Below are 26,754 nucleotides of genomic sequence, written 5' to 3'. Positions count from 1 at the left end.
TAAATTTTATCTCACTATTACTAGATATTTATTTTGCTAGGATCACTCCACAGAAAGCTTTTGTAATTATCACGGCTTTTGTTTCTCATGAAGTTTTTCACTATTTTTCACTAGTACCGTGTGGTGTAAGTGAATGAACCATTATTAAGCCTTGTAATCAATCAAATTTTCGTAGCCTTTAATGGTCATATTATTTATGCCGTGTTGTACTAGGAGAGTCAACATTCAACGTTTCTACAGACTGAATATAATTCAAATTCAATTCTGTGCAGAAGTCAAGCCATCCTTTCATCTCAGTCCACCCTGATACAAAAATGAAATCTAACCCTGCTTGAGTAGCAGCTATGTAATCGTATCGACTATCACCTAAAAATAAAGCAGGTGTGATAATGTTTCCCTGCTCTTTTTCCCGATAAAGAATGTGTTCTTTGGTGTCAGGACTACCAAAGATTCCACCATCAAATAGATGATCAATACCTCTTGCTGCAAAGACTTGACGAAGTTCAGATTGATCCCCTCCTGAAGCCACTAACCAGCGAGTATCAGGGAGGTGATTGCGTAGTTTTACTAGTCCTGGGGCAACTGAACACTCCAGTAAACCGGATCTAACAGCGGAGGCATAAGCTGACAGCAAATCATCTAATGTTTCAGATTTATCACATTCTCCCACAAGATTTTCGAGAAAATACTTAAACTTGCGATAGCGGGAAATTCCCCCATTTTGAACATGGTAATCTACTAGGGCTTGAGCAGCAGTTTCACCGTATGGTAATGCCGCTTGGTAGAAGGCTTCTGTTTTCAACTTATTGGAGTTTAGAATTACACCATCACAGTCAAATACCAATGTTTTGTATTCTGATATTTCAAATTTTTGCATTTTCATGAAAATCTATTCAAAATAAGCTCATTAAATCAACCCTGCGTACTTATTTATTAATCGCTTTAAATATTGTTTCAGCCATCATAAAATCATCTTCCCAGTCAATATCAATTTTCTTGAAACCACTCAATTCAAATAACCTTGGATTTACTCCTATTCTATTGCGAGTTTGATGATAGTTTGAGACACTTGAAATATAAAAAGCATGATTGATTTCGTATATTGGATCTATATCTTGCGTATTTGGCCAGGGATTTTTAGAGGTATCAACGTTAGAAATCTTTTTCTTTTGAGCATCCCACGTAAAAAAATGATGTTTTGTAACGCTCATTAATGAATCGTATTCATCATTTAAAGCTTCAAAATACTCTTTTGCAGCTTTTGAGTAGTCAACATCATTGACAAATGGTGCTGTTGTATGTACCCAAAATATATGTTCCGTGTTAACTACAGTCGGAACATAGCTAATTAAATCTTGAACAAGTGTATCTGATCGACAGAGTTCTTCTGGTCGTTGCACTATTCTGATTCTACTTAACCCATTCAAATTATCTGCGATCCGTATTACTTCTGGATCATCTGTTGATACAACAATTTCTTCGCAGAATGTACACTCTAATAATTGTCTGAGCTTTAGTTCAGTTAAACCACCTTCAATATTTGCAAATGGGCGGGTATTTTTATTTTTTACTCTTTGAGAACCTTTTCTGACTGGAAGAAAGAAACTGAGTTTTTGAATCATTTTAAGCAACCTATAGTACAAAGGAATAAATGGAAGTTTGAGGAATCTGGTATCGAGTCGGCGTTACAGCCGTTAGAGGAATCGCTCCCGGTGCTTGCATATATTGCTTTAGCAAAGCATCCATTTCATTATTTCGTGGATCATCAGCTCTATATCCATCAAATCCAGCTAACAAAATACGGGATGCTTGTCCACTTGTAGCAACTGCCAAGGCATAAGCAATCACTAATGAAGTCGGTAAACTACAGTAGTTATTTTCAAAGCGGAAAGTATTTGCCTCAACTGTAAGACCAAAATCTAATAGCTTCTTACCCTCTAGTGCATCAAGTACAGTATCTGGCAACATTGATGCTGGAGTTACTAAGGGTTGCGGCAAAGTCCTATGTTCGGTACAATCTGCGAGAAGGCGCACAGGATGACAAGCAGCCCGAATCTCAATAAGTTCAGGCGCAATGTGGATTTGGGTATTTAATGCAATCACGCAAGGACGCTGATCACGAATGTAATCCTCTATAGCGTGCTGATGATGTGCAACACCAGGACCAGTTCCTAGAATCAAGACCTCTCGCCCTGCAATCAAACTGGCGGGTGTCCATGTACCTCGTGGTTCGCCAACATAGAAGTGTCGACCAGCCTCAAGTGTATTAAGATTAAATCTTTTTCCGCCTACGGACTTTAAGTGATCAATTACTGCAAGTATATCTTCCTCTATATAACGGGCATCGGTAAGCATTTCCTGAATATAGGTGGGATGAATACCATATTTACCAGCTAGGTAGTAATAGCTATTGGTTCCCCAACCATATTGGTTCTGCATCATACTAAAATACTTACGAATAACTGTCATCAAAGGCGTGATATTACAAGGGCAATTCTGCCTTATTGGTGCTAACTCAATCGCAAGGTATTCAGTTTTTACGTTACCAGCACCTCTTCCCATACCCGTGACTGTTCCATCAACCCAGCTTACACCCTCCTGCACTGCACGCAGGGAATTGGCCAAGGCTTGCCCCATATTGTCGTGGGTGTGAATCCCTAACTCACCTTGCCAAACTGTTTGCAATGTGTTAATGATTTCAGTCGTGTCTTCAGGGTTCATACTACCCATACTATCGGCAAAATAAAGCACGTCTAACGGATACTGATTTGCCAGATGAGCTACATCTGTAATTTCTTGTATGCTGCGATCAGCAATTTGCATTAAGTTAATACCAACTACATAGCCTTGCTCTTTTAGCCATTGACAACCTGGCAACACAGTGGCAAATTCATGGAAGTGGCAAGCAATTCGCACTAAAGTAACTAGGGATTTGGATGCTGGTTTAAACAAATGCGCGAGCGCACCAACTACACCATCAGGATGTTTAACAAGTTCACTGCCATTAACCATAACCCCAATTTTGAGGTTTTCTGGAATATCAAACTGACTGATGAAGTTCTCTGTCGTGTATGCACAACCACCTTTAAACCCCTTGCGATCAAACGACCTAAAGCCTAACTCAACATAATCAACAGAAATAGCAGACATTGCCTGGAGATATTCCTTGATGAGTTGGGGATTAAAATCCCACTCGTTGTAGTATCCTCCATCCCGGAGGGTACAGTCAATCATTTTAATTTTATCCATAGCAGTTTAACCTCTTTACTTTTACAGTACAGCATTGTATTATCATGATTTCACTTCAAGGGTAGTAGGAAAAATATATTTCAGAAAAACACAAGTAATTATATGGCTAGTTTAGATCAAATTTCATTAAGAAGCACAGCTTTTAGCGTATAACATGAGAATCTTTGCATTTAGCGGGTAATCTCCAATACTCATAGTAGGAGTTTGACAGTTTTCGGAGATGTCTATTGTGAAAATAATAATTGAAAGTATCCTGTAATTGTTGTAGATAGTTCTTGATTTTCAAAAAAAGTTAGGTAATTATTTTCATTAAGTAACGCAATAGCAAAATATATTGATCTTACAATAATCCATACTAGTAATATAAAACTATAGATGTTTATTGAACCATCAAGTTTACCAGAATAAATAGGAATAATGTAAAAAAAACCTGGTAAGCAAAAAAATAACGCACTTGCCCTCATATTAAACCCAAAAGTATAAACAGCGGCGTAAAAAAATAACATAATAAAGAAAATTCCCACCCATCTAAAAAATATTAATGAATTAAATTTATTAAATTCAGAATTCAATAAAAATATTGATATAACTGAGTAGTCAAGTATCGAACGTAGCTGGTTCCTAATGTTAAAATGATCTTGATTAAAATTAGCAGATTGCGCACCAGAATAACTATTGATCTTTGAAGTAAAAATATCTTGAGACAAAGCAAATTCTACAAAATTTTGGAAAATTACACTAGAAAGTGGTAATACTATAAGTATAGCAATTAATGAAATATTTTTTTTATTATTTAGTATATCTGGAAGTTTGAACACTTTGAAAAAGTGAATCAAATAATGAGTTATTTTTTCATAAATAAATACTCCAATTATTGATAAAGAAGAATTGTGAGTAAAATAAGCAATACAAATTAGGGATACGGATTTAATGTAGTTACTTATATATAAGCTGGGTATGATAAAAATAAAAGAATAAAACTGTGGCATCCAAAATAACTGATAATAATAGCCATTAGACATTATATTGATCAAAATTATCATTGGATACAATTCAGGGACAAATATCACTGAATAAATAGTTATTGCGGTGTTGATAGTTGCAGATTGAAACAGCAAAAAACTGAACTCATCGCCACTTGTTAGTTTACTAACAAATTGAGAAAGAATGAAAGCAACTGGTTCTTTGTTTGTATCAAAGGCATCAACAGTATGGAATAATGGCTCATAGTAAAGCAACTTATAAACCCTAATATATACATCTGTATCACCAAATGGCGTTATGCTAGCATTGTAAATAATTATAGTAAATAGCACTAATATTAATGGAATTAAGTTTTGGAGGAAAAGTATTTTTCTGTCTATTATTTTATTTCCAGAGATATTAATTTGACAATATAGTAGAAGAAAGAATGTTCCTATTATTGGAATAATAGACCAGAGAATTAAAGAAGTTGCTAGAATGAGATATTTAGCTTGGTAAAGTTTAGCAAAAACCTGGTGTAAAGCCATTCCTGGCACTTTATGGTTTATACTTTCGACAAAGATCATAATTAATTCTCCTAAGTATCATAGATGATCTTAAAATCATGATTTTGTCGTTACCTCAAAATCATGATAGCGCGACAGGATTGTTTAAACTAGATTAGTCATAAATTTGTATAATCAACCTCCTCTTATGACTTATAGTATATATTTTTATATATATCAAGATAATTTTGAGCTTGTATTTCTAAAGAAAAGTTATTCTCAACTTTCTCACGACCATTAACGCCTAACTTCTGTAATCTTTCCTCATCCTCCAATACCCAAGCAATTCCTCTAGCTAAGTCTTCTACATCAAAAGGTTTAGCCAAATAACCATTTTTTTGATGTTCTATCATATCACACATACCGCCAATATCAAAAGCCACGCAAGGAGTACCACAAGCTAAAGACTCCATAACCGTGTTTGGTAAATTATCTTGCACAGAAGGAGCAAGAAATACATCCGCCGCTGCATAAACTAAGGAGAGAGAAATATCATCATTTAATCTACCTAAATAATGTGATTTAAAGCCAAGTTCAGTAGGGTTTTTAGGTTGAGAAGATCCAAATACAACCAATTCTACTTGCTCTCCCCACCCAGATTGGGTGAGATTTTGTAAAGCTGATTGTAGAAAATTAAAACCTTTTCTAGGATCGCTCGTTGCACTCATAGCTCCAAACAGAACAAGTTGCTTATCTTCAGGTAAACCGAGAATAGATCGCGCTACAGATTTTTCGATTGGTTTATACTGTTTCGTATCCAGTCCATTAGGAATAACCTCAATTCTGACATTTTTTAGTAAGGAACTAGAAGCAGCACATTTAGCTAACCAATGGCTAGGAGTAACTATAGTTAAATTTAAGTCTTGCCATGCCTTGGCTTTACGTTGCCAAATCCAGCGCGATAAGTCTTTTTCCCTATTGCTGTGTAGTTGAGGACAAGCCCCACAGGAGTTTGTGTAATTCATACAATCTCCGTTGTAGTGACACCCTCCTGTAAATGCCCACATATCATGCAGTGTCCAAATTATGGGTTTTTTGAATTTAGCAATAGTCTCTATTTTTAGAGAGCCACCATTAATCCAGTGTAAATTAATCACATCAGGATTAATTTGAGCTACTTTTGCGGCTAGGTTATCTGGTAGCCATTGAACGGAATAAGTAGAGCGATCGCGCTGGGGATAAATTTGTAATGGTAGACTATCGAGAGTGGGTTTTAATTTGCCAATACCTTTACCTAGTTTGCTTGCTGGAGAAATTACTTTGTAATCATCACTCTGCTTGTTTTGTACAAGCATTTGGGAATCTACACCAATACTTTTTAAGCCTTGATGTAAACGATAAGTAGCGCGGGCAGCACCCCCATTAATATCATTAGTGCTAATTAGCAGTGGTTTAATCATTAAACATTTATGGATTACATCATATAAGTCAGACATGAAACTCTTAATTTGCCAGCTATTGTATGGATTTACAGCAATTTAAGTGCCTCAACAAATGGGGACTTACTACCCCAGTGCGTTTTCATTCTCGGAGGTAAATTCGAAAATCATTTCCCCAAAACCCTTTCCCACAGGTCAATAAAAACTTTTTTTCCTATGATTAATTAATATCAAAAACAAGTACAAATATTGATTGTCAAAATTGATTGTCAAAAGGTTCTGGCCATCGCACGCAATTTTAGAAAATGAAAATCCTCTGCTTACTACCCTGCCCTGGGGTGTTCCTTGTTCAGGAAATTCTGGGTTAACTCCGGCTTTAAGCCATCGGAAAATTCCTAGTCTTATACTCTTGGGATCGATGAGTCTATCCATAATGGCGGTGTGGTTTATCCTGTCGAAGCATTTTTCAATATCGAGTTCTAACACTCGTTTGAAATCGTTTACTTAAAATTGTTTTTTCCACTGATTAATATTATCCCAAGGTAATTGGATGTGAGTAGCATTGGCTGAGTCTATCCAATTCTTTATACCTTCCCAATCATTTCTAGGAACTACAGGTAAGTTAGTATCTTTAGAAATTTCGATAGCTCGGTTATCAACCGCTAGAATCAAACTCCGCTTTTTGCGCTGTAATGCCCGAACTCCAGCGTGTAATCGGGTGCCAATGTAATCAATGTCGAGATTTAATACTTCATCTAATGCTTGTAAACTCGGGTTAATATAGATTGCATTATCACCATAAATACTATACATATGATCGTAGTCTTTTGGTTGCTGTATCCAAAAATAAATATTTTTGTAATTCTCTTTGAGAATTTCTATTAGCTTGAAGTCAAATTCTTTATTTTGATTATACTCTGTGAAAGTAACTAAAACAGAATCTGTTTTCCTTCTGGGAATATCCGCACAATGCTCTTCAGTTAATGACCACATTGTTGGACAAGCAGTATTAACTACATTTTTGAATCCTATTGATTCCAATTGTTGTTTTGTATAATTATCTCTCACAGAGTGAAGATATTCTTTATGTAAAACTCTGCGATATAGTATTCCTGTGTATAAATTAGGAGTTTTCTGATACTGCCACCAACCTACACCCATTAGTATTACACTTTTAATAAAAAACGAATCTAATAAACTAATCTTCCACTGATTATAGGAGTTCATATTAGAAGATAAAAGATTTGTTCCTCCAACAATAGCATAATCACTATTTTGTATGGATTTATAGGATGATTTACCTATGACATCATGGGTCTGGATTTTTATAAAAAAATCACTTTTAAATAAGCTATTTAAGATTTTCTCAACAGCCTCCATTATTACTTGATCTCCCAAGTTTGAACTACAAATAGATGTATCAAAAATAGTAATTTTTTTCATGTTAATAACAAGTGAAGGTATTATTTATTGCCGAATTTCAACAACTTACTTTTAATCCTATCAAAAATATTTTTGTTTTTGATAAGCTTGTGAAATAATTTGCGATCATAATCTCTATCCACAACTGTGAACTTATTTATTTTCAGAGGAAACTCTATTTCAGTTGATTTAATATTTGCTACTGCTGAGTCAGCTGATTTTGTATGGGTTGCATCATTGCCAAAACCAATATTAGAAATTAAGTTAACAGAAGGAACAATTGATAAGCCAGACTGTACTAAACGAGCAAAGCCCCATTGATAATCCCATGTATCAATCATGCCATTAGAAACTTGCTCCCATATTTTTTTTCTATGTACATATTGTTTTTCACTAGCAAGAACATCACGACTGCGAGCTTTTACTTCAGTATCAGCCCACAATTTCATTTCATAGTCGTAATGCTTCCAAGCCCTTTTCCAGGATGCCCAACCCCAAATACCACCGTAGTAAGAAAAATGATAACTTTGAATAGTCGATTTCCAAGTTCCTAAATAATTAGTCCCGCTAACCATCATAATTCTTTCATCATCACGATATTTATCTAGTATAACCTCGCAAAATTCAAAGAACGTAGGGTCAGGTAAGCAATCATCCTCCAAAATAATAGCCTCCTCCACCTGATCAAACACCCAATCTATACCTGTTGATACGCGCTTGCCACATCCTAAATTAACATCTGAATAATTAGTCAATACCTCACATTCCCAATCCACACCCTCAATAATCGCCCTGGCAGCAGCACATTTTTCTGCTTCTCCCGGACGGTCTGCACGATGACCATCTGCAATGACCAAGAGATTGGGAGGTTTAGCTTGACGGATGGCTTCAAATACTATCTTAGTCGTATCTGGACGGTTAAATATGATAAATGCAACTGGAGTTTTCACAATTATTTCAATGAATAAATTACAACAAATTTACCAACTAAACGGTATAAGAGATTTAACCTGAATATTAAATATTTTTCTAGTTTTGGGATGAGTGGCATTACTCAAAAAAGAAGCAAATGCTTGAGAGATTACAGTAGCTATAGCTGCACCAACTCCACCATAACCAGGTATTAAAAGAAAGTTTAACACAATGTTTGTAATTGCACCAATGAGAGTTCTCCGCAGGGAAAACCCTGTTAAGCCCTCCGCTATAAACCAAGATGAAGTCCCTACCCCCATAAATACAAATAAGGATGACCAAATATGTATTGCTAATATATTTCCGGCTTCGGCATAATTGTTACCAAAAAGTGTTGTGATTAATGTACCAGAGATAAAGGACATTGGCACAGCGATTAAAATGGAAATTAACACCAACAGTCTAAGCAACTGTTTTATTCGTCTATAATATAGATCCTCACTTACTTCCTTAGCTGCATAAATCGCAGGAGCAAATGAAGAAGCAATAGCCACAGGAATAAAATACCATACCTCAGAAATCCTCGCTGCGGCAGAGTAAATACCCACAGATTTATTACCAATCATTTCTCCTAACATAATCTGGTCAATTTTCATGTAAATCATGATGGTTAAACCAGACAAGATCAAAGGCCAACTTTCTTTGAGAAGGGTCTTAGCAAGTGGTGAACTCCAAGGCCACAACCAAGGTGAATAACCCCTAACTCTGTAGGATATGATCAAACCAATTGCACCTAAACTTACCTCTCCTAATCCTGCCCAAGCAAAAGCAATTAATGGAGCATGAAAACTGATTAAGGCTACTTTAACTAAAGTAGTGATGACAAAAGCTGTATTTTTAGCAATGACAGTATACTTTGACTGTACCTGAGATTGAAACCAAAGGTCAATTGTATCAAAAGCCTGGAAAATCCCTACAGATGACAATATCGCTACTAGGGAAATCGTCAATTGGTCATCATGACGCACCGCAATAATAGAGCTAACAGCTAGTATTAAAGCGGCAACACCACCAAACAATTTCAGCCAGAAAGCTGTTCCTAAAATTTCCGCTCTCTTCTCAGGCTCTCGGACTATAGAGCGGACTACTATGGCATCTAAACCAAGGGTGGAAAGGGTACTAAATAAGGCGACAAAAGCAGTAGCATAGTTAAAAACCCCAAACTGTTGTACTCCTAAGTAGCGAGCGACCCAAACCCCCACAAATAACCCCACACCCATGCGAAGGATGCGGTCTGCAAATAACCAACCTGTATTCGCAATAATCTTTCTTAGACTATCACTTGATTTAAGAAATGACAACTTTTTTTTGAAATTTAATTTACTTAGCATGAGCCAATTTTCATTTTGGGCATATTTCCTGGCATAAATAACTAACTTTGTCCAAAAACATAGTTAAGTCCGGCAAATAATTTATCTAAATTAGATATACTATACTCTTGGATATTTTTAATAAAATCCTGTTCTCGCAGTTGTCCAAATTCCCATATTTTACCATTAGAAACAATACCATATAATAATTGTTCCGGTTGATTGTTTAGCTTCTGCGCGGCAATTAATTCGGCTAAACATTGTCCCCACCCTTCCTCAAAGTTGTCTTTTTTAGCTTCCACTAATATTAAATAAGGAGACTCAAAAACAATTTTGCCTCTAGGTGATCTTTTAGCAACAATATAATCAGGGATACCTGATAGTCTTTCATCAAAATTTAATGGCTGATGACTCCATATTAATAACTTATCTTTATACTTTTGCCAAATTTCAATTAAAATGGGAAAAATAACTCCTTCACAAATAGCATACTCTGAGTTAAATACAACTCCTTCCCGTAAAACCAATTCAAAACGATTACGAAAGTAATCATCAATTTCTAAGGGATTTTCTTGGATGAAATTCTCTTCTTGATAAGTTAAAGGAAAGTCCCCTAAGACTTGGGCAATATTTTTGTACTGATTATAAGACATGATTTTGGTCTTTGGGGAGTATGGTTTGTATGCCGGGTTATTTCATTCTAGATCAGGACTTACGCAACTGGCACATTGGTGGGGTGCGTCAGATATCAACAATATGTCTGTTTATTTGCAGGATTTTTGCAGTAGTAAAGCACCCTACAACATATTTTTGTTGTAAAACTTGCGTAAGTCCTATAGATTTTGCCAATGGTGATTTTAGATAAATTATTGATAGTTTTTTCGACTCTACTAGAGTTCATGGGGATTTATTCCCTTTGCCCGTAATTGTGCAAGCAACTTTTCCATTGATAAACTATCTATCTGTGGGTTATTTAGTTTAGGCAATGTTGATTCAGTCATATATCCTGCGATGGCATCCCCATAAGGACTAATTTAACATTGGTGGCGGGGAGATAACTTCTGTAAGGTATTGCTTAATTAAGCCATTCTCAACCAGCCAAATACATCATCAACAGTTAATTTTAACTCTACTCCTGCCAATACAGGCAGAATATCGGTTTTTTCCATCAGTATTGGTTGGCGATCGCATAAAAATACTAGAATACTTAAATCATCAGGATCAACAAACCATCCTAATTTACACCCATGCTCCATACAATGTAAGATATTCCCAATCACTTTATTTGATTTCTGTTCAGGAGCAAGAATCTCAATTACCCAATCTGGAGACTGTTCAAATCTATCTGGGACTTCTCCATTGGCCAGGAAGGGAATATGCTCCCATGTAAAAACTGCTATATCAGGAACAATTGAGCGATTACCAAAGCTACACCTGAGTTCAGGAAAAGCATAAGCAATTTTTTCAGATTCACTCACCAAATTAATTTGGCTGCCAAGTTTCCCTTGCAGTCGGCTGTGTCTTCCTTTAGGCATAGGTTTTTGAATAATGTCTCCAGCCAAGAACTCTAACGCGGGCTTGGTCTCCGGCATCATTAAGAACTTTTCTAAAGTAATATCTTTTGTAAGATATTTTACGGCACTGATGGTCATATATTTATGATTAGGGTAGCCGAGATACACAACTAACGTAGTTAACCAAGGTCAATCGGTTTTTTCCATCAGTATTGAATTGGTTAGCGATCGCATCAAAATACCAGAATCCTATAATTAGACATAGTTTTCCCCTGCTTTGGCCTTCTCAGTTACGAGCAGGTTGCGAGGGAGGAACTGAGATCCTAAGACCATCAAAGCTCAACTCCCAAAACGGTGATCATTCAATTAATCCTACAGATGTAAAAACTGTTTTTGTGTCAAACCAACAAATTATAACACATCTCAGTTTTATATTGTTGCATGGGCAGGGAATAAAGTCAAGCCTTATTTCAGATTAATTTCCACAGACTTGTTGTTCTTACTGGTTTCTTCTGTTTCTCGGTAATAACCCCTATAACCTCTATAATAGTAGTAACCACCATAACCGCTTTCCTCACTAACACCATTCACGGCCATGCCTAAAACAGGCACTTTTGATTGATTGAGTAATGATTTCGCGGACTTCAACGCTGAATATTCCACCCGGCCAGGACGGACAACTAGCAATAAGCCATCAGCAAACTTGCCAATAATCAGAGGATCGGTAACGGCTGTCAAGGGTGGTGAGTCAATGATCACAAAATCATAATCCTGACGAGTTTCCTCAATCAAGTCAGCCATACGCTGGGAATCTAAAAGTGTCACTGGGTTAGGCGGAATTTTTCCGGCTGGTAGCATATCCACATTAGAGAATACTGTGTGGATAGCTGGTTTTACCTCGTTTTGACCGGCTAAGATATTACTCATGCCCAGCAGGTTGGGTATTTCCCAAATGCGGTGCTGACGGGGACGACGCATATCACAATCTATTAACAGCACGCGTTTTCCCACATGAGATGCGGCTACAGCCAGATTGGCCGCCACAAAAGATTTACCTTCTCCACTCGTTGAACTAGTGACCAAAATCACCTGTAACTCTTTGTCAGAAATGGTGAAGCCCAGGTTAGTATTGAGCATTTCCAATGATGTACTGACTGGTGAATAAGGTTGATCCAGTAAAGGCACTTCCTGCAAACCTTCCACGACGGTATTTTTCCTCTTTTTTTCACCATATTGGGGAATTGTCCCCAGCAGGGGGAATCCCAAGAACCGATTGGCTTCTTCAATATTCTTCAGGGTTTGGTTCATAGATTCTAACAGGAGTGCCGTCCCTGCACCCAGAAGGAGTCCCAAAAAGCCACCTAGTGCTAAATTCAGGGGCTTTTTGGGAGAGACGGCAATCTCAGGCACTAAAGCCTCCGAAATGACCCGGGCATTACCTACATTCTGATTCTCCATGACTTGAACTAACTGGAATTGCCTCAGCAGTTCTTGGTAGGTGGTTTGTGCTACCATCAACTGTCGCTGTAGCTGTAACTGTTGTTGTTCGAGTCGAGGTAAGCTATCTAAACGGCTTTTATTGACTATAAATACCTTCCGTAATTCCCCGACTTGGTTTGTCAAGGCCAATCTTTCTACTTCTGACTTGACTAGATCCTGAGTTAATGCCTGTTTGAGTTCTCCTATCTGCAAGTTTTGTTTGGGTAAGGAGTTGGAATTACCAACGGTTTCGGTAACTCGCGCTTCTAGTTCTTTTTTCTGGGCTGCTTCTTTCAGTAATAGATCAACTACTTTGGGATTATCATTGGTATAAAGGGTTCGCGCTATCGCTAGGTCGTGTTGTGTCTTTTGGTATTCTGTTAGTACCTGCTGTACCCCAGGGGATTGACTTAAACTGCTCAGATCAACAGCTTGTTGTGTAGTCAGTTTCATTTCATTTTGTAATGCTACGGAGCGAGTATAAGCTGCGGCCAATTCCCCTTGGCTTTGGGTAATGGACTCAGTTAGCTTTCCTAAGGATTCCAAACTCACTTTGGCTTCTACATCCAAAGCCACGACTCGGTTCTTTTCTTTAAACCGACGTAGGGCTATTTCTGCTTCCGTAACTCGTCTTTCTACCTTTGGCAACTCCTGGGACAAAAATTCCCGGGCGGCGATCGCCTCGGCGCGGTTAGTGCTAACATTACTAGCCAGGTAATGTTTCATCAAGGAATTAACTACATTGGCGGCTTCTCGTTTATCGGTACTCTTGTAGGAAAGTTCCATCACATCCGTCCCCCGGATAGTTTTGAGCTTGAGTATTTTCAGGAAATCACCCGTGGTCATGGGTGCGCCTTTTCTACCCTTGAGCTTTAGTTCGGTAATAGTTTTCGTGACAATGGGATTGGAACGAATGACTTCGGCCTCGGTATCAACTGGGTTGCTGAGGTTTGTGAGTCCGCCCAGTTCTCCCATCTTGTCTGATAGACTTGACAAGGATGAAGCCGCATCTTTTTTGGTAAAAACCAGCTTACCTTGTGATTCGTAAACTGGTTTTTGTGTGTAAGTCATAAAGGCTGTAGCTGAGATAACGGAGGCCATCACAACTGAGGCGACGAACCAACGTCTTTTTAAGATCAGCCAATACTGTTGAATATCAATGGAATCTTGGTCTTCTTGGTTAATAGACATATATTAATTTCATAAAATATACTGATTTTATCACTTATTTAGTCTACAGCCAAGACATCTTGTCGAATAAATAAGTTCCGCAAAAAAAGCTAACATAAGCTAACAATTACCAGATTTTTTTTCTTTCTGTGGTCAATGTGAGAGGTTATCCGCTCCAAAAAAGCTAACTAATGTTAACATTCTTCCTGTTTTTTCTTCCTGCTTCATTCTAAAAGTGTCTGCTCTATGTAAAGACGTTCCATGGAACGTCTCTACTACAGTTAACCTGACACCTACCCAACCCTCTCACCTGTTGCCCTAACCCGTGGGATCTATTATATCTTTTAGCTTTCTGGTTTCCCAAACTAGATGACTATAAATGATATCATCCAGATTATTATGCTTGGGTTGCCAATTCAATACCTGCCTAATTTTATCCGCACAAGCTGTTACGCAGGCTGGATCTCCAGGACGACGTTCTAATTCAATCACGGGAAAATCTACCCCAGAAATAGCTTTCGCCTGTTCCACAACTTGCCTAACACTATAACCTTTGCCATAGCCACAGTTGAGAATTTGACTTTCTCCGTTCTGTTCCAAGTAGCGTAAACCATCTACATGGGCTGTGGCCAGGTCTTCAACATGGATATAATCTCGGATTCCTGTACCATCTGGGGTGGGGAAATCGGTGCCAAATATCTTTAATTCTGATTGGCGTTTAAGTGCAGCATTACAAACATTTGCAATCAAGTGAGTTGCATTCGGTGAGTTTTGTCCGATTCTTCCCCCAGGGTCGGCTCCGGCGACGTTAAAGTAACGCAGTATTATATATCGCATAGGAGACGCTAGGGCGTAGTCTCGAATCATTAATTCGCTCATCAATTTGGAGCGTCCGTAGGGGTTAATCGGTAAGGTAGGAGTATTTTCCGTAACCGGATTTTCTTGAGGCTCGCCATAAACTGCGGCCGTACTAGAAAAAATTAATTGGTTAACGCCCATGACACTACAACAGCGGAGCAGATTTAAGGTATTACGGGTGTTATTAGCGTAATAATCAAGGGGGTACGCAACCGATTCTGGGACAACTAGACTGGCAGCAAAGTGAAGTACTGCACTAAATTGATGCTTGGCAAAGACTTGGTAAAGGCGGTCTATATCTGCTAAATCACCAATAATTAGTTGACCATGGAGTACGGAATTAGGCACGCCTGTGGAGCAGTTGTCATAGACAACTACGTCATAACCAGCTTCTCCGAGTTGACGGACCACATGAGAACCGATATAGCCTGCACCGCCTGTCACCAAGACTTTTTGATTCATCGGCCTTTACCTAATAAGACGACTTTGATGGTTTTAAAAGCGATAACTAAATCCAACCAGAGCGAATAGTTTTTCATATAGTATATGTCGTAGGACAGCTTTTCGTAGGCATCTTCTATGGAAGCACCATAAGGATAAAGGACTTGCGCCCAGCCTGTGATTCCTGGTTTGACTAAATAACGCAGTTCGTAGTAAGGAATCGCTTCTTTGAGCTTGACATCAAATTCTGGCCTTTCTGGACGAGGACCAATCAGGCTCATTTCTCCGCGCAACACGTTCCAAATCTGGGGTAGTTCGTCAATTCGCAGGAGTCGTAGCCAATGTCCTACTCTGGTAATACGGGAATCACGTTGGCTTGCCCATTGTGCGCCCTGTTTTTCAGCATCTTGATACATGGAACGGAACTTGTAAACCCGAAATGGTTTACCGTTGAGTCCGGTTCGCAATTGGCTATAGAAAATCGGACCTGGACTATCTAGTTTAATCATCAGTCCTACCAAAACCATGAGCGGAAATAGTAAGACAAATAATAGCATAGTGACTATTGTATCTGTAACTCTCTTGATTTTTCTACTAGTATCACTAGATACTAGTAGAAAGCCTTTACTAAAGGTAAACCACTCATCCTCAAGTAGGGAAGAAGGGAGTTTTTGATATAAGGTTTCCCAAATATCGGGTAGACGATAAACCGGAATACCTTTCAGTCGCAATTGCATCAGAGTTTGCACTTGTGTTTCATGGAGGCCTGTTTGAGTCCCCAATACCACGCCAGACCAGGATTGCTGAACCCAGTCAGATAAATCGCTCAGACTTCCACCATAAGTTATCTGGGTTTCGGTTTCTTCTAAGTTGGAGATATCAGAGATATTATGGGGATTTTCCGTGAGAATAACTAATTCTTGTGATGGTTTATCAGCTAATAACATTTGAACAAATTTGATGGCATGATCTCCACCACCAATAATCAGCCAACGCGCGCCCTCAACTTTGGATTTTGAATCACTTAATACCTTTGGTTTTAATTCCACCAATGATGTCATAGATACTCCCAGATTAACTAACTGAATTTACCACATTTTTATTGAATCATACTCTCTGGAAAAAAGTTCCCAAAAACTAGATAAATTTACGCACCTGATTTTGGTTTTTTCTTCCTGTTACGCACGTCGACACAAACATACCCTGAACGGACAGGGGATACTACGTGATACGATACCCGTAAGAGGCGTGTTATCCGCCAAACATTAACTAAACTATACAGTTTTCAAAACTCTTACCCCTCGCAATCAATGTAAAAATGAATTACGATATTTGACTAATGGATAATTAAAAGCGATGTCTTTTTTTATTTCGATGTTTCACCGAACGTCAATGAGTATAACCCTATAGATCGATATTAGTCAAGTGAATTGGAAAAATATTGGCATTGAGCAGTTTTAGATTATATATCTTCTAGAAATTAAATCAAAGGCGGTGTGACCGAAAACCCTTGTATGGACAATTTAGGAATTGTCCATACAATCTTTACCTCCAGATGCGTATTTATGTAATACCATACTTAAATACTTCACAGGAAAATCAAGGAGTCATGGAGTTAGGAATATATGACTTACGCACTGTACAAATTAACCATCATCTGTATGAACCATATCTGGTCGTTTCAGTTTTTGCGGATTAAGTCCAGATAAATAACCATAGTGAAGTGCTGCTGCAAGCAGTTCGCTAAAAAATGATCAAAAAATCGGGTTTAAATCCCTCAAGGTCAATAGTTATTTGTTTGCTAACTTAGGACTAGCTTTCTAGAACTATATAGTTATGTAATATCAATGAATATTCCAAAATTCCCACTTTTTCCTAGGTAAAAAAACGCCATTATTGGTGCTAAAATTAAATTTAGCTGATTTATAACCGATAAAACTGCATCTCACGTTAAATTACTCGGTTTTAATCCCTTAATCTATGTCTTACTAACTATTCCCAGTTAAGAGTTAAGAGTTCCCTGCCCTCACAGACAACTTATTCAGCAAGCCCTAAATAGTGATGGCCTCCCTGTTTCTGGGCGATAGGGAAGCGCGACCTAGGAATCGTGCCAGTTGCGTAAGTCTTGGAATAAAGAACATACTCAGTACCGTTAGCGCAGTGTATCCTCCCGATAAAAGTTACTGTGCTTTACGCTTACTTAGTGTTTCTGTAAGATGAGGTAGTTTATATTGGAATTTTGAATTAATCTCAATGGCTGTCTTTTCTCACATTACTGTTAAAGTTCCCGCCACGACTGCAAATTTGGGTCCGGGTTTTGATTGCATTGGTGCAGCTTTAAAGCTTTACAATCAATTTGAATTTACTACTCTCGATGTAGATGGCTTAATGATTCAAGTTTCTGGTGTGGAGGCGGAAAAGGTACAAACTGATGAGAGTAATCTTTTATATCAGGCATTTGTTAAGTTATATGGATATATAGAACAAACACCGCCATCAGTAAAAATAGAGATTAAGTTGGGTGTACCTTTATCTAGGGGTTTAGGCAGTTCCGCCACGGCTATTGTCGGCGGGTTAGTTGCAGCCAATGAATTGGCTGGTAGGCCTTTGTCTGAATTGGAGGTGATGAAATTAGCGATCGCTATAGAAGGACATCCTGATAATGTAGTACCAGCGCTATTGGGTGGTTGTCGTCTGGCAGCTACCAGTAACACAGGTTGGGAAATTAGCGATATTCCCTGGCATCGGGATATACTACCAGTAGTAGCAATTCCTGATTTTGAGTTATCAACCTCAGAAGCAAGGAAAGTTCTACCTACAGAAATCAGTCGTCATGATGCGATTTTCAATATTTCTCATTTTGGTTTATTGTTACGCGGTTTAGCAACTAATCGGGAAGAATGGTTAAAAACCGCATTACAAGATAAATTACATCAACCTTACCGTCAAGCTTTAATTCCTGGCTATGACGCTGTTAATAACGCTGCTATAGATGCTGGTGCTTATGGTATGGTAATCAGTGGTGCCGGTCCCACACTTTTGGCTTTAGTAGATACAAGCAAGGGAAAAGCAGTAGAAATAGCCATGAAAAATGCTTGGTTACAAAAGGGAATCACTTCAACTGTGCGAATACTTGACCTAGATATGCAAGGGACGACCACATTTTAAAGTTTAGATTTTGAATTTTCCATTGGTAATGGGTGATGAAAAACCAATTACCAATTACCAATTACCAATTAACAGTCATAACATAATATGGAAAAAATTCAGTCAGAAATAGTAGAACTAAAATCCCAAATCCAAGCACTCCAGCAAGAAAGGGCTATACTAACTAATAATCATGTAGAATTGGGCGAAAATGATTCACATTTAGCCATTGTTGAAGCTTATCGTCGTCAAGCTAGGGAAAATGCCCAATTATCTGCTGAACTTAAAGGCATAGATGATGCAATATCTTTCCTAGAAAAGCAAATACAACAAAGGAAAGTCTATCTAAATAGGCATTTACCTATTTCTATCCGCATATCGCAACAAGAAGCACAGCTAGAAGAAGCCAAAAAAATCGCTCAAATTCATGCAGAACGAGTTAACGAACTAGCAGGGGAACTGGCCAAAGAAATTAAACTTCTCAAAACCTGCGCTGACGAACTTAGTCCTATGTATTGGCAAGTTTACTACAAACCTTTCATCACAGGCTTTAAGACCATTTCTGTCCCCTATGTTAGATCAGATTGTCAAGTGTGGACAATTGTCAACCGTATTGTTTAAGCATCCTAAACAACCTTGTGAAAGTTTAAATTTATCCTTAGCCGGGGCATTATAACTAAAGACAGCGACTAATAGCGCTGTTTTTTTGTTGACATCACAAAAATTTACATTTAGAATAGACTTGCACCAGACTTCAGTAGGTATTTATTACTAATAAAATCCACAAAACTGGAGATGTTCACAAGAAATCATTTACAAAAGTAAAAATTTCTTAATATAATGTAAACAAAAGCAAAACCAAAAATATATTGTCAACAGTTATGAATACAATAGAACTCCCTTGGTTATCAGCCATAATTTTCCTGCCATTAGTGGCAGCCTTGGCAATTCCGATTATTCCCGATAAAGAAGGTAAAACTGTGCGCTGGTACGGTTTGTGGGTGGCAATATTAGATTTTTCATTAATTATCTGCGCTCTTTGGCAGGGTTATGACTTCCAAAGTTCAGCCCTACAACTGACAGAAAGCTATTCCTGGATACCTCAAATTGGCTTTAATTGGTCTTTGGGGGTTGATGGTTTATCAATGCCCCTGATACTATTAACAGGCTTAATTAACACACTCGCAGTATTCGCGGCTTGGAAAGTAACCAATAAGCCGCGTTTATTTTATGCGTTAATGTTGGTAATGTACAGCGCCCAATTGGGTGTATTCCTTGCCCAAGATTTGTTAATGTTCTTTTTGATGTGGGAAATTGAGTTAGTACCCGTTTATTTGTTAATTTCCATTTGGGGAGGAGCAAACCGCCGTTACGCAGCTACCAAATTTATTATCTATACCGCTGCTGCATCCATACTTATACTAGTATCTGGTTTTGCCATGGCTTTCTATGGTGATAATTTGACCTTCAACATGACAGAATTGGGAATGAAAGAATATCCCAAAGCTTTAGAACTGGCACTATATACCGGTTTCTTGATTGCGTACGGTGTCAAATTACCTATTTTCCCCTTCCATACATGGTTGCCTGATGCTCATGGTGAAGCGTCCGCTCCTGGTTCAATGATCTTAGCAGGTGTATTGTTAAAGATGGGTGGTTATGCCATAATTCGTTTTAATGTGGAAATGTTGGCTGATGCTCATATCACCTTTGCTCCTGTTTTAGTAGTTTTAGGTGTAGTTAATATTGTTTATGGTGCTTGTTGTGCTTTTGCACAAACCAACCTCAAACGCCGTTTGGCTTACTCTTCAATTGCCCACATGGGGTTTGTGTTAATTGGGATTGCATCTTATACAGAAATCGGTATCAATGGTGCTGTATTACAGATGGTTTCTCACGGTTTAATTGCTGCTAGTTTATTCTTTTTATCCGGTGTCACTTATGAACGTACTCACACCTTAATGATGGATAAAATGGGCGGTATGGCTAAAGTAATGCCAATAACTTTTGCTCTTTTTACCATGGGTGCAATGGCTTCTCTAGCGTTACCTGGTATGAGTGGCTTCGTCGGTGAATTGATGGTATTCTTGGGTTTTGCTACTAGTGATGTTTACAGTTCCGGCTTCAAAATTGTCATCATCTTTCTCTCAGCAGTTGGCGTGATTTTAACACCCATTTATTTACTTTCTATGCTGCGTCAAGTGTTCTATGGTGACAAGAATGAAGAATTGCATTTAGATGCTGTGGTTCTTGATATTAAGCCACGCGAGTTGTTTATTACTGCTTGTTTGTTAATTCCTATCATCGGCATTGGTTTTTATCCTAAGCTGATCACACAAGCTTATGATGTGAAAACAGTAGAAGTTGCGGCTCATGCTCGTCAAGTTTTACCAATTGTCGCTCGTCAACAACCTGCAAATTTGTACTCACAAATTTTCACCTCACCAACATTAGCTAGTTCCAAAATAGGGAATATAGTTGAATAATTATCAAGTCCAAAATGGCACTGTAGTAAATCTTAAACTTAAATATGAGGGGAAGGGTGCAAATAAGAAATATCCTTGATTTCTTGCAAAAGTCAAGGATCTTTATTTTTAACATATTTTTAACACTGTGTGCTTAGTAATAAGTTAGTTCTTTTGATAGATTTAAATTCCCGAATTATTAAATCATTTGGGAATATTTACCATCCTAAACGTTTAATAATATCGGTAACATTAATAACAGATGCCACCAATTTATAACAAAATATTTCCTCACTGTGAAATTGAGGTTGAAAAGGTTCACTTAAACTAATTGTTAATCTAAATTGATCAGGTTCAAAATTTTTCAAGTTGAGTTTTTCGATTACCTCTTCACAGGAATATATTCCCTCTTCTAAAAAACCAAGTTTGTCTATCCACACTGGATCTGTGATTGGTAAATCATAAAAATTACCACATAAATAAAAAAGACATCTGTAAGTCTTCTTATGTGAAGAATTATATTTAACTTGCCATTTTAATTCTTCTGGATTTATCATTGTTAATGAAGATCTAATCGGGGATATCTCTAAATCTTGATAACGGATACGTTTATCGAAATTACCTAATAACCTAGGTTGAGAAGAATTTTTTTGAATTTCTGGTTTAATTAATTCTCGGACTTGTTCTAAAGTAGCCTGTCCTAAAATCTGCCATTTATAACTATAATGAATGAGATAATTTTCAGGTTGATGACATTTTGGTTCATATCTAAGAAAAGGAATTTTCACAACATCAAATAATTGTACTTCTCTACCATCTCTCACTGTGTAGTGTTCTGGATATAGAGTTCCATCTTTTTTATTAGAAACTGGCCGTAACCACCCTGTACCATCGGTTTTAATACCTGCAAGACAAATTCCGCCATGCTTAGTAGATTTAGCAAGACAAATAATATCAAACCACAGCATTGTTAAACTTTAATTAGCACCTTAACTAATATTATACTTAAAGATGATGAATTTTGATATTTTTTTCTAGGTTAATTTGCAAATATTCAGCCACTAAGCGACGATGACAATTATGGGGTTTTAACTCGCTACACAATAAACAACTTTTATCTATGATATCTATAGATAACTTCCTTTCAATTTGTCGCTGTGTCATCAGTTGATTAAATTTCTGCTCATAGCTATCCCAAGTTATTTCTTTCTTCTTATAAGCATCCAAAATATCTTTAGTGGGCGCTAAATCAAGAATATGGATATATTCAATTCCACCAATTTTCTGGAGAAAATATTGTAAATCAGGCTTTTTCGCAAATCCCGCAAGTTGGGAAACATTATTTAAACGAGTATCAATAACTCGCTTCACACCTGCTTTTGTTAAGGTCTCGAAAAACTGCTCGGCTTTTTTTTGTGTGAAGCCAATAGTAAATAAATTAACTTGTTTAATCATCATCTGTTGTTTCTGTATAAGCTACTTTTTCACTTTGTAATTGATATGCTTTTTCTACTAATTCGGCACGGGAAAGAGGTTTTTCTAGGGTTTGTATGGGTGGGAAATCAAGTTGCAAATCAAATAGAGAAAGCTGTTTAACAGGACTTGGCAAATCAGCGGACAATTTAGCGGACAATTTATATAAATTATTCTGTTTTAATACCCTATTTTCTAAATCTTCATTTGATTCTAAATCTCCATTTTTATGAATATGGTGAATTTCTAAACCAGCATTTTTTAAATGTGGACAAATTAAAATAGCTCGATGACAAACAATGGGGTCTTGTTCTGCACACATTAAACTAATTTGATATTTTTCTGAGCCTTGAATTAGACGATTTAAGCCGATTTTAAAAGCTTCTGTGGCAGCAATTAAATCATAACGAGCCATACCATTTATATAACAGTTTCTATCACGGGGACGAGCGCCTAAGTTATCTCCCAGGGGAACATAAGCGATATTTACGGTTTTTAGGGCTGTTTTTAAAGCTGATTGATTAAACTGAGGAAATCGGCGACTATAAGGACTAGAACGCACGTCTGCTAAGGCTGTTACTTGATGTTGATGTAACAGTTCGATAAATGTTTCAATTGTATGATTGGAATGTCCAATAGTGAATATTTTCATAATTATTTTTTATCCAGAAATAATACTTATAATAATTTTTACAAGTTTTGATAAATTTTCTGGAACTCGATAGCGTTTGTGGTCTTGAGTTATTTGCCGATTAATTTTCGACTGCCATCTGATTGTAACATAAATTATGTTGTTTGAAAGCTCTATTCTAAAAATTACGGCATCAGCTTGAATAACCCCAACTTTTTGCAAAAGTCGGGGTTATGTTTTAGGAATTACTTGTATAAACCTTAATTCCATGGAGTAATAGACCTAAACCCCATCCTAACATGGGGTAAATTGCCCAAAAATATCCGGGACTAACTACTAAATTTAATAGCACTAAAAAACCATTGATTGCCATAAAAGCAAATAGGTGTGATTTAAATTCTTTTCGTTGTTGACTATGAGACATTTGTTCTTTTTTCACTTCTACGTTATTTTTTAACCATTCTTGTTCCGCTGCTTGCAAAGATTTTGAAGAAACACCTAATTCTGAGGCTATTTCTATTATTTGCTCTCTTGTATATTCTCCTTGTTGCTTACGTTTAAAAGCTACTTCGAGAATTTGCTGCATTTCTTCTGAATTGTAAGTCATTATCTCTACCTAAAATGGTCAAAAAATACTTGTGAGAGTTGCTTTTGCAACGGTAGCTACACAATGATTAAAAATATTTGTCTGTTGTTATGGACTGTTGAAAAACATATTTTATATCTGAAAAAATGATTTATATAGTATTTAAAAACACAAATGTAGATGCAGGTCAAAATATCAAGTAAATAATCAGTGATGAAAGTGACATAATTTGATAGAATCGAAAAGAATATAGGTCTAGTTTACACAACCAAAATGACGAATGACTAATCATCAATCTACCAAACGCTTACCTAATCAACGCTGGCAAATTGCCGCATTAAATCCAGAATTAGCCGAAAAATTGGCAAATTTAACGAATACTTCCCCCATTATCGGCCAATTATTAATTAATCGGGGCATGGAAACTCCCGAAGATGCAAAGATATTTTTAGAACCTGAATCTCTGATTTTACCTTCTCCTCTGGCAGAATTTCCCGATTTAGCTGCTAGTGTGGAATTATTAGAAATAGCGATCGCCAATAATGATAAAATAGCTATTTGTGGTGACTATGATGCAGATGGTATGACCAGCACTGCATTACTATTAAGAAGTCTTAGGGCTTTGGGTGCTGATATTGATTATGCTATTCCTAGTCGAATGCACGATGGTTATGGGATTAATAACCGCATTGTCCAAGAATTTTACGATGAAGGTGTAAAACTAATTCTAACTGTAGATAATGGCATTTCTGCTGTTGAACCTATTACCAAAGCCAGAGAATTAGGTTTAAAAGTTATTATCACAGATCATCATGATATTCCAGAAAAATTACCTCCAGCTAATGCAATTCTCAACCCAAAACTAATAGCTGAATCTTCTCCCTATCGAGGTGTGGCCGGTGTGGGTGTGGCTTATATTTTAGCAGTTTGTCTAGCACAACAGTTAGGGGAAATTAAAGGTTTAGTTCAACCACTTTTAGCTTTATTTACTTTGGGAACTATTGCTGATTTAGCCCCTTTAACGGGTGTAAATCGTCGCTGGGTAAAACGGGGTTTAAAATTATTACCAAAATCTAATTTACCAGGGATACAAGCATTAATTCAAGTTGCAGGAGTGCAAGCTAGTGAAGGAGAAAAAAACCAAAATTCCAAATCTTTAAAACCGGAAGATATTGGTTTTCGATTAGGACCGCGAATTAATGCTATAGGTAGAATTGGTGATCCACAAGTTGTCATTGATTTACTGACAACTGATGATTTTAGTATCGCATTAGCTAAAGCTATTCAGTGTGAACAAACTAATACTCAACGTCAGCAAATATGTGAAGAAATTGAACAAGAAGCTATTTCTATGGTTGAGGATTTATATATAAACTCTTTACAAAAAGACCGCGTATTAGTTATTATCAAAGATAATTGGCATCATGGTGTCATTGGTATTGTGGCTTCTCGTTTACTAGAACGTTATGGTGTGCCGGTGTTTATTGGTACTTATGAAAATCACAGCATAATTCGCGGTTCAGCGCGGGGAATTGCTGAATTTCATGTATTTGCGGCTTTAGATAGTTGTCGGGATTTATTAGGTAAATTTGGAGGACACAAGGCTGCGGGAGGATTTTCTTTACCAGCGGAAAATTTACCAGAATTTCGATTGCGGTTGTCGGAATTTGCAAATAGATGTTTAGAAATTCAACATCTCAAACCTCTTTTGAAAATTGATACTCAAGTGAATCTTCACGAAATTAATGAGGATCTTTTGCAACAATTAAATATTCTCCATCCCTGTGGTATTGATAATTCAGACCCTATATTTTGGACTCCTAATGTCCAAGTGATTGCACAAAAAATTGTTGGTAAGGGTCATATTAAATTAACTGTAGTTCAAAATATTGATAATAACTTGGTGGAAATTAAAGGGATAGCATGGCGCTGGGGTGATTATTTTCCTTTACCGTCAAGATTAGATATTGCTTACAAATTGCGGGAAAATAACTTTAATGGTCAAATTAATCTTGAACTTGAGTTAATTGGTGCAAAACTTCCAAATCATATTCTCAAACTTTTCACTAATTCATCAAATTTATCAGCGGTGAGTTTTGAATATCAACAGCGTCAATACACTTGTGGAATTTATGAAAATGGTATGGGTAAAGAATTAAGGGTCAAAAATTCCGAAGGTCAGGTTTTAGTGATGCGGCCAGATGATAAATTTGGTCTGTTAGGTTTCAACCGCGAAAATGCTGCACAGGTAAACTTATCTCAACCTATATATGAGGGAATTATTGAAAAGGCAATCCAGGCTTTATCAACCTGTGCTATGAGTTAAAGATTAAAAACTGTTTGAAGCGGGGATTTAACCCCGATTGTTATCAATGGGTAATGGTGATTAGATAAACTCTTACTTATTACCCATTAACTAATTTACAGGTTGCCGTTGCGAAATGCTAGGATAAAGATGACTATGGGACCTGAAATCACAATTAATCCCACGCAAGTCAACTGTAAGACAACTTCCCAATTGATGTTAGCTAAAATGTCCATTTTTTCCTCCCAATGATTTAATGGTTTAAAAAGATTTAATAATTTCATAGCCAAACCCGTAATTTATCATATCTTTTTAGGGGATCTAAAATTTAATTTAGTTCACAAAATTATAGAAAAAGTCATAAAAAAGTAAAATAGCAGCAATAGCAGAAGGTTAAAAATATGGCTACTTGGCAATGTATATCTCAGTGTGGGGCTTGCTGTAACTTAACACCAGCGGATCGTCCAGACTTAGAAGAGTATCTTTCACCACCGGATTTAGAACTTTACCTCAGTATGATAGGTGAAGGGGGATGGTGTGTAAATTATGATCATGGTACAAGGGAATGTAAAATTTATCCTCACCGTCCTCGGTTTTGTCGTGTAGAAGCAGAAACCTTTGCAGAAATGTATGGTATTGAAGCAGAGGATGTAAACGATTTTGCGATTGACTGCTGTCGTCAGCAGATTGAAGGAGTTTATGGCGATCGCAGTTTAGAACAAATCCGTTTTGATCAAGCTGTGGGTTTTTGATTTAATTCATATAGGTATTCTCTCATTGTGTTTTTGAGCGTAGTAATCAATGGGAGATTCACTTTCATATAT

23 protein-coding genes and 1 pseudogene are annotated in these 26,754 nt (G+C 37.1%); 5 read left to right on the top strand and 19 right to left on the bottom strand.

All coding sequences use genetic code 11. The features are described from left to right. Positions 1-190: 190 nt before the first annotated feature. The 14 genes and pseudogenes from H6F39_RS02465 to H6F39_RS02405 form a co-directional block, all read right to left on the bottom strand. Positions 191-883, bottom strand: a complete 693-nt coding sequence (locus H6F39_RS02465; RefSeq protein ID WP_199290835.1) for an HAD family hydrolase — start codon at positions 881-883, stop codon at positions 191-193. A gap of 43 nt (positions 884-926) precedes the next feature. Beyond that, entirely contained in the window at positions 927-1,622 is a 696-nt protein-coding gene (locus H6F39_RS02460) for a cytidylyltransferase domain-containing protein (protein ID WP_190396157.1), read from the bottom strand. A 10-nt stretch (positions 1,623-1,632) separates the two neighbouring features. Next, positions 1,633-3,249 (bottom strand): aldolase catalytic domain-containing protein, encoded by a 1,617-nt coding sequence (locus H6F39_RS02455; protein WP_190396156.1) that lies wholly within the window; start codon positions 3,247-3,249, stop codon positions 1,633-1,635. A gap of 224 nt (positions 3,250-3,473) precedes the next feature. Beyond that, positions 3,474-4,799, bottom strand: a complete 1,326-nt coding sequence (locus tag H6F39_RS02450) for an EpsG family protein (protein WP_190396155.1) — start codon at positions 4,797-4,799, stop codon at positions 3,474-3,476. Between the two features lie 125 nt (positions 4,800-4,924). Then, complete coding sequence (locus tag H6F39_RS02445; protein ID WP_137907516.1) at positions 4,925-6,175, bottom strand: glycosyltransferase family 4 protein; 1,251 nt, start codon at positions 6,173-6,175, stop codon at positions 4,925-4,927. 300 nt (positions 6,176-6,475) lie between these two features. Then, positions 6,476-6,649, bottom strand: a pseudogene (locus H6F39_RS20560) (RNA-dependent DNA polymerase); the annotation flags it as partial. 12 nt (positions 6,650-6,661) lie between these two features. Next, positions 6,662-7,600 (bottom strand): polysaccharide pyruvyl transferase family protein, encoded by a 939-nt coding sequence (locus H6F39_RS02440; RefSeq protein WP_137907494.1) that lies wholly within the window; start codon positions 7,598-7,600, stop codon positions 6,662-6,664. Positions 7,601-7,620: 20 nt separating this feature from the next. Next, positions 7,621-8,529, bottom strand: a complete 909-nt coding sequence (locus tag H6F39_RS02435; RefSeq protein WP_190396154.1) for a glycosyltransferase family 2 protein — start codon at positions 8,527-8,529, stop codon at positions 7,621-7,623. 30 nt (positions 8,530-8,559) lie between these two features. After that, positions 8,560-9,882 (bottom strand): flippase, encoded by a 1,323-nt coding sequence (locus H6F39_RS02430; RefSeq protein WP_190371886.1) that lies wholly within the window; start codon positions 9,880-9,882, stop codon positions 8,560-8,562. Between the two features lie 41 nt (positions 9,883-9,923). Next, positions 9,924-10,514 carry a hypothetical protein gene (locus tag H6F39_RS02425; protein WP_190396153.1) on the bottom strand — a complete coding sequence of 197 codons (591 nt, stop codon included), beginning with the start codon at positions 10,512-10,514 and terminating at the stop codon, positions 9,924-9,926. A gap of 426 nt (positions 10,515-10,940) precedes the next feature. Beyond that, a complete protein-coding gene (locus H6F39_RS02420) occupies positions 10,941-11,513 on the bottom strand; it encodes a Uma2 family endonuclease (RefSeq protein WP_190396152.1) in 573 nt (190 codons plus the stop codon). Between the two features lie 327 nt (positions 11,514-11,840). Further along, the gene (locus tag H6F39_RS02415) at positions 11,841-14,045 is read right to left on the bottom strand and encodes a polysaccharide biosynthesis tyrosine autokinase (protein ID WP_190396151.1); all 2,205 of its coding nucleotides are present in this window, start codon (positions 14,043-14,045) and stop codon (positions 11,841-11,843) included. Positions 14,046-14,342: 297 nt separating this feature from the next. Continuing rightward, positions 14,343-15,344, bottom strand: a complete 1,002-nt coding sequence (galE, locus tag H6F39_RS02410) for a UDP-glucose 4-epimerase GalE (protein WP_137907485.1) — start codon at positions 15,342-15,344, stop codon at positions 14,343-14,345. Continuing rightward, on the bottom strand, positions 15,341-16,384 hold the full coding sequence (locus H6F39_RS02405) for a sugar transferase (RefSeq protein WP_190396150.1): 1,044 nt from the start codon (positions 16,382-16,384) through the stop codon (positions 15,341-15,343). Before H6F39_RS02405 ends, galE begins: the two co-directional genes overlap by 4 nt. A 1,192-nt stretch (positions 16,385-17,576) precedes the next feature. Between H6F39_RS02405 and thrB the strand changes: the two genes are divergently transcribed. From thrB to H6F39_RS02390, 3 genes are all read left to right on the top strand, one after another. Then, positions 17,577-18,491 (top strand): homoserine kinase, encoded by a 915-nt coding sequence (gene thrB / locus H6F39_RS02400; RefSeq protein WP_137907483.1) that lies wholly within the window; start codon positions 17,577-17,579, stop codon positions 18,489-18,491. 87 nt (positions 18,492-18,578) lie between these two features. Continuing rightward, positions 18,579-19,091, top strand: a complete 513-nt coding sequence (locus tag H6F39_RS02395) for a hypothetical protein (RefSeq protein WP_137907482.1) — start codon at positions 18,579-18,581, stop codon at positions 19,089-19,091. A 260-nt stretch (positions 19,092-19,351) separates the two neighbouring features. Continuing rightward, complete coding sequence (locus tag H6F39_RS02390; protein ID WP_190371881.1) at positions 19,352-20,956, top strand: NAD(P)H-quinone oxidoreductase subunit 4; 1,605 nt, start codon at positions 19,352-19,354, stop codon at positions 20,954-20,956. 197 nt (positions 20,957-21,153) lie between these two features. Here H6F39_RS02390 and H6F39_RS02385 read toward each other — a convergent pair whose 3' ends face one another. From H6F39_RS02385 to H6F39_RS02370, 4 genes are all read right to left on the bottom strand, one after another. Continuing rightward, entirely contained in the window at positions 21,154-21,903 is a 750-nt protein-coding gene (locus H6F39_RS02385; RefSeq protein WP_137907480.1) for a hypothetical protein, read from the bottom strand. A 37-nt stretch (positions 21,904-21,940) separates the two neighbouring features. Then, complete coding sequence (locus H6F39_RS02380; protein WP_228036608.1) at positions 21,941-22,393, bottom strand: DUF488 family protein; 453 nt, start codon at positions 22,391-22,393, stop codon at positions 21,941-21,943. Continuing rightward, positions 22,383-23,060: a DUF488 family protein gene (locus H6F39_RS02375; RefSeq protein WP_137907479.1), complete on the bottom strand. Its 678-nt coding sequence runs from the start codon at positions 23,058-23,060 to the stop codon at positions 22,383-22,385. Before H6F39_RS02375 ends, H6F39_RS02380 begins: the two co-directional genes overlap by 11 nt. Positions 23,061-23,277: 217 nt before the next feature. Next, positions 23,278-23,646 (bottom strand): 2TM domain-containing protein, encoded by a 369-nt coding sequence (locus H6F39_RS02370; protein ID WP_137907477.1) that lies wholly within the window; start codon positions 23,644-23,646, stop codon positions 23,278-23,280. 259 nt (positions 23,647-23,905) lie between these two features. On the opposite strand from H6F39_RS02370, the gene recJ reads away from it, so the two are divergent. Next, entirely contained in the window at positions 23,906-25,951 is a 2,046-nt protein-coding gene (gene recJ / locus H6F39_RS02365) for a single-stranded-DNA-specific exonuclease RecJ (protein WP_190371880.1), read from the top strand. Positions 25,952-26,046: 95 nt separating this feature from the next. On the opposite strand, the gene psb30 is transcribed toward recJ, so the two are convergent. Beyond that, positions 26,047-26,166, bottom strand: coding sequence for a photosystem II reaction center protein Ycf12/Psb30 (gene psb30 / locus H6F39_RS02360; RefSeq protein WP_137907475.1), 120 nt, complete (start codon positions 26,164-26,166; stop codon positions 26,047-26,049). Between the two features lie 165 nt (positions 26,167-26,331). Between psb30 and H6F39_RS02355 the strand changes: the two genes are divergently transcribed. Next, positions 26,332-26,682 (top strand): YkgJ family cysteine cluster protein, encoded by a 351-nt coding sequence (locus tag H6F39_RS02355; RefSeq protein WP_137907474.1) that lies wholly within the window; start codon positions 26,332-26,334, stop codon positions 26,680-26,682. Positions 26,683-26,754 lie beyond the last annotated feature (72 nt).

The organism is Dolichospermum sp. FACHB-1250 (assembly GCF_014696335.1).
Lineage (GTDB): Bacteria > Cyanobacteriota > Cyanobacteriia > Cyanobacteriales > Nostocaceae > Dolichospermum > Dolichospermum planctonicum.
This window is presented reverse-complemented; position numbering and strand designations above follow the sequence as displayed.

What these genes read in the sequence shown, in the direction of transcription:
- H6F39_RS02465 (WP_199290835.1), bottom strand. Translation starts at nt 883, where the DNA reads ATGAAAATGCAAAAATTTGAAATATCAGAATACAAAACATTGGTATTT.
- H6F39_RS02460 (WP_190396157.1), bottom strand. Translation starts at nt 1,622, where the DNA reads ATGATTCAAAAACTCAGTTTCTTTCTTCCAGTCAGAAAAGGTTCTCAA.
- H6F39_RS02455 (WP_190396156.1), bottom strand. Translation starts at nt 3,249, where the DNA reads ATGGATAAAATTAAAATGATTGACTGTACCCTCCGGGATGGAGGATAC.
- H6F39_RS02450 (WP_190396155.1), bottom strand. Translation starts at nt 4,799, where the DNA reads ATGATCTTTGTCGAAAGTATAAACCATAAAGTGCCAGGAATGGCTTTA.
- H6F39_RS02440 (WP_137907494.1), bottom strand. Translation starts at nt 7,600, where the DNA reads ATGAAAAAAATTACTATTTTTGATACATCTATTTGTAGTTCAAACTTG.
- H6F39_RS02430 (WP_190371886.1), bottom strand. Translation starts at nt 9,882, where the DNA reads ATGCTAAGTAAATTAAATTTCAAAAAAAAGTTGTCATTTCTTAAATCA.
- H6F39_RS02425 (WP_190396153.1), bottom strand. Translation starts at nt 10,514, where the DNA reads ATGTCTTATAATCAGTACAAAAATATTGCCCAAGTCTTAGGGGACTTT.
- H6F39_RS02420 (WP_190396152.1), bottom strand. Translation starts at nt 11,513, where the DNA reads ATGACCATCAGTGCCGTAAAATATCTTACAAAAGATATTACTTTAGAA.
- H6F39_RS02415 (WP_190396151.1), bottom strand. Translation starts at nt 14,045, where the DNA reads ATGTCTATTAACCAAGAAGACCAAGATTCCATTGATATTCAACAGTAT.
- galE (WP_137907485.1), bottom strand. Translation starts at nt 15,344, where the DNA reads ATGAATCAAAAAGTCTTGGTGACAGGCGGTGCAGGCTATATCGGTTCT.
- H6F39_RS02405 (WP_190396150.1), bottom strand. Translation starts at nt 16,384, where the DNA reads ATGACATCATTGGTGGAATTAAAACCAAAGGTATTAAGTGATTCAAAA.
- thrB (WP_137907483.1), top strand. Translation starts at nt 17,577, where the DNA reads ATGGCTGTCTTTTCTCACATTACTGTTAAAGTTCCCGCCACGACTGCA.
- H6F39_RS02395 (WP_137907482.1), top strand. Translation starts at nt 18,579, where the DNA reads ATGGAAAAAATTCAGTCAGAAATAGTAGAACTAAAATCCCAAATCCAA.
- H6F39_RS02390 (WP_190371881.1), top strand. Translation starts at nt 19,352, where the DNA reads ATGAATACAATAGAACTCCCTTGGTTATCAGCCATAATTTTCCTGCCA.
- H6F39_RS02385 (WP_137907480.1), bottom strand. Translation starts at nt 21,903, where the DNA reads ATGCTGTGGTTTGATATTATTTGTCTTGCTAAATCTACTAAGCATGGC.
- H6F39_RS02380 (WP_228036608.1), bottom strand. Translation starts at nt 22,393, where the DNA reads ATGATGATTAAACAAGTTAATTTATTTACTATTGGCTTCACACAAAAA.
- H6F39_RS02375 (WP_137907479.1), bottom strand. Translation starts at nt 23,060, where the DNA reads ATGAAAATATTCACTATTGGACATTCCAATCATACAATTGAAACATTT.
- H6F39_RS02370 (WP_137907477.1), bottom strand. Translation starts at nt 23,646, where the DNA reads ATGACTTACAATTCAGAAGAAATGCAGCAAATTCTCGAAGTAGCTTTT.
- recJ (WP_190371880.1), top strand. Translation starts at nt 23,906, where the DNA reads ATGACTAATCATCAATCTACCAAACGCTTACCTAATCAACGCTGGCAA.
- psb30 (WP_137907475.1), bottom strand. Translation starts at nt 26,166, where the DNA reads ATGGACATTTTAGCTAACATCAATTGGGAAGTTGTCTTACAGTTGACT.
- H6F39_RS02355 (WP_137907474.1), top strand. Translation starts at nt 26,332, where the DNA reads ATGGCTACTTGGCAATGTATATCTCAGTGTGGGGCTTGCTGTAACTTA.